Source organism: Streptomyces sp. NPDC051664, from assembly GCF_044453545.1.
Taxonomy (GTDB): Bacteria; Actinomycetota; Actinomycetes; order Streptomycetales; family Streptomycetaceae; genus Streptomyces.
The window spans coordinates 1-5,099 of sequence record NZ_JBITCU010000087.1 but is presented as its reverse complement, the minus strand read 5'-3'; the positions used below and the strand labels follow the sequence as shown (position 1 = coordinate 5,099).

The following is a 5,099-nucleotide window of genomic DNA, read 5'->3' as shown; positions in this document are numbered from 1 at the left end:
CGGCATCTGGCACCCCACCCGAAGAGACGACACGACATGCCATCCCTCCCGCCGAAGCACCGATCTCATGCCTGACCAGCGGAAACGCAGCTACCGCCTTCGGAAAGACAACAACTTCTCAGGCAACGTTTGCCCTGTTGTGATGTGACGCGCTGCCCGGTTGCTGGGGCGGACGGCGCGTGGGCGTCATTCTGTCCGAGTGGCGGAACGAGTGCGTGTCCGAGAAATCGATGACGATGAGGGGCGGCGGCTGCTGCGGATTATCCGCAGAGGCACCGGGTCGGTGGTGACCTGGCGACGGGCCCAGATGGTGCTGCTTTCCGCGCAGGGCATGCCGGTGGCGAAGATCGCCGAGGTGTCGTTCACCAGTGACGATCGGGTCCGGGACGTGATCCACAACTTCAACACCGACGGCTTCGACTTTCTGTATCCGAAGTACTCCGGCGGTCGGCCGAAGAGGTTCACTCTGCCGGAGCGCCGTGAGATCAAGAAGATCGCGAAGTCCAAGCCCACCGAGCACGCTCGACCTGGAGCCTGTCCAAGCTGGCGGACTTCCTGGTCGCCGAGGGGGTGGTCGACGACATCAGCCACGAGGGCCTGCGCATCCTGCTCCGCGAGGAGGGCGTCTCCTTTCAACGCCTGAAGGCCTGGAAGACCTCCCGCGATCCGGACTACGCGGCCAAGAAAGCGCGGGTCGAGCACCTGTACGCGATCGCCGACGGAGAGGTCATACCCGAGGCCGGCGAACCCGAAGTCATCTTTTGCATGGACGAGTTCGGGCCGCTCAACCTGATGCCCCATCCGGGCCGGCAGTGGGCCGAGCACGGCGGCAAACACAAAAGGCCTTGATCCGGCGGATCTCGCCCCGGCCGTGTCCCTTCTCGGTGGTGCGGTTCTGCAGCGGGATCTGCTTCCAGGGAAGGGACTTCATCTGCTTGCGGAGCTTCTTCTGGTTGCCCTTGACGATCACGATGTAGTGGGCTCCCCGGCCTCTCAGATAATCGGCGTGCTCGCGCTGTGTGTGCATCGCGTCGCTGGTCACGACCGCTCTGGCCAGGTCGATGCCGTCCAGCAGGGGCTGGAAGCAGGTGGTCTTGGTCTTGACGTCGACCTGTCCCAGGACGACGGAGGTCGCGTGGTCGACGGCCGCCAGGAGGTGAATCTTCCGGTCGTGCGCGCGGGCGGCACCGCGCAGGGACTTGCCGTCCACCGCGATCGCTCGCAGCATCTTCCCGCCGGCCTGCGGGCGTCGGGCGGACAGCCAGCCGCCGACGACCCGGTCCAGTACATCGCCGTCGATCTGGGTCAGGACCCGGCGGATCGTGGCCTCGCACGGGGCCCGGCGGCGGCCGGTGAAGGGGTCGCGGCGGGCGCCGAGCCGGGCCAGGACCTGCTGCGGGGCATCAGCCGCCCACTCGCTGATCGCCAGCAGCGAGGTCGCGCCCGTCAGGACCGCGGCGGCACAGATGGCGAGCACGCCGACCAGAGGATGCAGCCGGCCTCGTGGATCACGTGGGTCGCTGACCGTCGCGAGGCAGGCCAGCAGGCCAGGGCACTCCTGGACCGTCAGAGGCGAGGCAGGGGCGAGCTGGTCAAGCGCGGCGGGCATGGGAGATGATGCGGCAACGGCAGGCACGGTCTTCCAGCAGGATCATGGGACGTAGACACTCACATGATCGCTGGCAACCGTGCCTGCCGCATGTCGTCACCCACCCCACCAGCAAAGGCAGTTGGGGCGAATCCGCTCATTCCGTTTTCACGCCGAGGCCCTGCGCCTTCACCGGCATCGCTGCGGCTCTGATCTGCTACCGCTGACTCCGCACATGACCGCGTCGGAGTCAGGGCCGCGTGAAGGGGGAAGGGGGATGTCCTCTGTGAATGGAGAGATTGAGCGCAAAGCCGACCGTCGTAGCCCGTCTGTGGCAGGACCACCTAATGCGGAGTTCCCCGCCAGACTGCGCGGTGCGGAACTGGAGGATCGACATGGGATGCTCGATTCGGACATCGCCGGCTGCGTGGCAACCTGGCGCAACAACGACGGCTCCCTTGAGACAAGGCCCCTCCGAATACTGCGCCACTGCATCACCGAACTCGACAAGGTCCTGCCCCTCCTCATGGAAACGGAGGAGTTCCGGTACTACGAGCGCCTGCACTAATTGGCGACGCTCACCTCGCAGACCGACCCATGACTCACCAAATGACACGACGTCTTAAGTGGACCGTTGGTGCGCCCGAGCGTCCGCGTGGCACCTGCTCCTGGGATCGCGAACTCTTCGGCGTCACTGATGAGGCGCACGTCACAGAGAGGACAGTCGGACAGACCAGTCTGGTACGCTCGTCGTGTGGAGAAGAAATTCAAAGAAACTCCTCGAGCGAGCAACCTTTCTCCGCGGGAGCGGCTGCTACTCGCAGCCGACGAGCTCTTTTATGCCGAGGGGATTTATTCTGTAGGGATCGACCGCATCCTTGCATACGCTGGCGTCGCCAAATCGTCTCTTTACTCTGCCTTCGGTAGCAAAGAAGAACTGATCAAGGCGTATCTTACCCGCCGACACGAAGCCCGAAGGCAGCGCTTGGAAAAACACCTTGCCCAGATAGATACGCCCCGCGAACGCATCCTTGCGGTTTTCGACGTTCTGGGAAGGGTCTTTGCGGAGCCCGGTTTCAGGGGGTGCGCGTTTTTGAACGCCAGCGCCGAAAGTGTGCCGGGTACCGGCGTTGCCCAGCTCTGCGACACATCACGAGCCTGGGTCAGGAACCTCTTCGAAGAACTGGGCCGTGAGGCAGGGGTGCAGGATCCAGCTGTCTTGAGCCGGCGCATGGTCATGCTCTACGACGGTTCATCAGTGGCCGCACAGCTTGATCGTGACCTGGACGCCGCCGCTGAAGCTCGCGAGATAGCTGTCAGTGTTCTCGATGCTGCCCTCGCCCAAGCGTCCAAGTAGTACTGGGGCTGCTGCCTCAATGACGCCAGTCGCGAGCCGCGCACTCTGCTGGCGTAAGTGCAGGGAATATTTCACCTCGCCGTGCCGATGGGTTCGGCATGACGGCTTACCTCATTTCCCAGGATTCCTGGGATCACTACCGGTCCATCGCCCCGTGTGCGATACAGGGGGAAGTGCTGGTTCGGGAGTGTCTACTGGGTTTTTCAGGGTGGGGTCGGTTGGGTGAGGGGCAGGCCGGTGGCGGTGAAGCAGCCGTCAATCAGGTGAGGCCGGAGCTGGGTTCTGCGTAACTCGCGGCGGAGTATGCGGTCGAGGGCGTCGGGTGTGTCGAACGCAGCGTTGGCCATCGATCTGCGCAGGAGTGACCAGATCTCCTCGACGGGGTTGAGGTCTGGAGCATACGAGGGCAACTGGAAGACGGTGAGCCAGTCGTGTTCGGCCGCGTACTTCTTCATGCCGGGTGTGCGATGGGTGTTGAGGTTGTCCCAGACCACCACGATCGGACCGCCGAGCTGAATGTGGGCCCGAACCAGCAGATCACGGTAGTCCTTCCAAGAGAAGCTCTTACCGGCCCCCTTCAGCAAAGGATGGCTGCGGGGCCGCTAGATGAGGCTACTTTGCCCGCCGGGTCTGTAGCAGCACAGGGCTGCGACCGAGGTCCGTCTGCGGGAGCGTCCTCTGACCCGGATGACGGGGGTATGTCCGGGCCGGTCCCAGGTGCGGGCGCGGGCGGCATCATGAAGAGTCCGGCTTCGTCCGCGAAGACGATCCGGGAGCCATGCGCCGCCGCGAGGCTTTTACGTGCGGCCACACCTCCTTCTTCCACAGCTCGATGGCGTGATCGTCGCGATCCAGGGCCCTGCGGGCGGGTGCCTGCCAGGACCAGCCGTCCGCTTGAGTAGCCGCCACACCGTCGCCACCGACAGCGTCATCCGAAAACGGCGGCGGATCACGATCTGGACCCGGGCCAGGGTCCATCGCTCATCCTCGAAGCCGTGCACGGCGGGGCCCTTGCAGAGTTCGTCCTCGAGTACGGCGAACTGGGCATCGGTGACGGTCGGGGAGTTCGCCGGACCTGCAGAGCACAGGGCCTCCATCCCGTCCCCTTTTTCGCGTTCCTGAACGGCCATTGCCGCGAGGAAGATGTGCGCGAGCATGACGAGTGTGATGTGCCGGTACCAGCCGACGTAGCGGCGGAGTTCGTACTGGTCCAGGCCGCATTCGTTCTTCGCGCTCTGGAAGCATTCCTCGATCTTCCAGCGGCAGCCCGCGATGCGAGCCAGGTAGGCGACGATGGCGTCCAGCGGGGCACTGGCCAGGTAGTAGGCCACCTCGTCGGGCCTGGCGATGCTTCGGCGGGCGAGCATCCAGCGTTGCCGAGTGGGCTCGTCGCCGTCGAACTCCCAGACGGCGGGCAGCCGGGCCGCCGCCCAGTCGTAGAGCCGTGGTCCCTTGGCGCCGTTGCCGCAGGACAGGCGTTGCCACGCCTCGGGCGGGGCCTGGCCGATGAGGTGGTCGATGCGGGGGCCGTGGACCTGCTGTGACTTGGGGACTGCGACGACGTAGGACAGGCCGGCGTCTTCCAGGAAACGGCGGAAGCGGGAGTCCTGGCCGTAGGCGGAATCTGCGGTGACCCAGGAGAAGGCGAGCGGGGAGTGAAGGGCCCGCACGATCATGGCGCGGGCGAGGTCGTTCTTGGTGGTGAAGTCACGCTCGTTGGGGATCCTGGCCGCTCGGCAGCGCTCCCGGTCTTCGGTCCAGGACTTGGGCAGATAGAGCTCGCGGTCGACCAGGGCGTGCCCGCGTGTGGTGGCGTAGGCGGCGAAGACACCGATCTGGCAGTTCTCGGTCCGGCCCGCCGTCCCGGAATATTGCCGTTGCACCCCGGCCGAGGTGATGCCCTTCTTGACGAAGCCCGTGCCGTCGATGATCAACACACCCTCTGATGCGCCGAGTTGCTCTGCCGCATAGGACTGCAGGTCATCGCGGAGACGGTCGGCGTCCCAGCGGCTGTGGGACAGCAAGTGCCGGAGTCCTGAGGCGTCCCCCGGGGTGTGGGCACAGGGGCTCATGCCGCGATTGAGAGTTTAGCTGCTCGCAGATGCTGCTGTTCGAACTCCACCGGTGAGAGGTAGTTGAGGGCACTGTGGCGTC

General features: G+C 65.0%; 5 protein-coding genes and 2 pseudogenes. 3 read left to right on the top strand and 4 right to left on the bottom strand.

The annotated features are described in order from the left end of the window. Nucleotides 1-199: 199 nt before the first annotated feature. Nucleotides 200-846: pseudogene (locus ACIA8E_RS41515) on the top strand (helix-turn-helix domain-containing protein); the annotation flags it as partial. On the opposite strand, the gene ACIA8E_RS41510 reads toward ACIA8E_RS41515, so the two are convergent. After that, nucleotides 785-1,609, bottom strand: a complete 825-nt coding sequence (locus ACIA8E_RS41510; protein ID WP_399307243.1) for an ISAs1 family transposase — start codon at nt 1,607-1,609, stop codon at nt 785-787. The pseudogene ACIA8E_RS41515 and the gene ACIA8E_RS41510 sit on opposite strands and share 62 nt — an antisense overlap. A gap of 379 nt (nt 1,610-1,988) precedes the next feature. On the opposite strand from ACIA8E_RS41510, the gene ACIA8E_RS41505 reads away from it, so the two are divergent. After that, nucleotides 1,989-2,156: a hypothetical protein gene (locus ACIA8E_RS41505; RefSeq protein WP_399307241.1), complete on the top strand. Its 168-nt coding sequence runs from the start codon at nt 1,989-1,991 to the stop codon at nt 2,154-2,156. Nucleotides 2,157-2,342: 186 nt separating this feature from the next. After that, nucleotides 2,343-2,945: a TetR/AcrR family transcriptional regulator gene (locus tag ACIA8E_RS41500; protein ID WP_399307239.1), complete on the top strand. Its 603-nt coding sequence runs from the start codon at nt 2,343-2,345 to the stop codon at nt 2,943-2,945. Between the two features lie 203 nt (nt 2,946-3,148). On the opposite strand, the gene ACIA8E_RS41495 is transcribed toward ACIA8E_RS41500, so the two are convergent. The 3 genes and pseudogenes from ACIA8E_RS41495 to ACIA8E_RS41485 all read right to left on the bottom strand — a co-directional run. After that, nucleotides 3,149-3,529 carry a transposase gene (locus tag ACIA8E_RS41495; RefSeq protein WP_399307237.1) on the bottom strand — a complete coding sequence of 127 codons (381 nt, stop codon included), beginning with the start codon at nt 3,527-3,529 and terminating at the stop codon, nt 3,149-3,151. A 151-nt stretch (nt 3,530-3,680) separates the two neighbouring features. Continuing rightward, complete coding sequence (locus ACIA8E_RS41490) at nt 3,681-3,923, bottom strand: winged helix-turn-helix domain-containing protein (protein WP_399307235.1); 243 nt, start codon at nt 3,921-3,923, stop codon at nt 3,681-3,683. Beyond that, nucleotides 3,848-5,017 (bottom strand): annotated as a pseudogene (locus ACIA8E_RS41485) (IS701 family transposase); the annotation flags it as partial. The pseudogene ACIA8E_RS41485 and the gene ACIA8E_RS41490, both read right to left, overlap by 76 nt. Nucleotides 5,018-5,099 lie beyond the last annotated feature (82 nt).

Coding starts and splice junctions, on each gene's coding strand:
- ACIA8E_RS41505 (WP_399307241.1), top strand. CDS start 1,989: ATGCTCGATTCGGACATCGCCGGCTGCGTGGCAACCTGGCGCAACAAC.
- ACIA8E_RS41510 (WP_399307243.1), bottom strand. CDS start 1,609: ATGCCCGCCGCGCTTGACCAGCTCGCCCCTGCCTCGCCTCTGACGGTC.
- ACIA8E_RS41490 (WP_399307235.1), bottom strand. CDS start 3,923: ATGGACCCTGGCCCGGGTCCAGATCGTGATCCGCCGCCGTTTTCGGAT.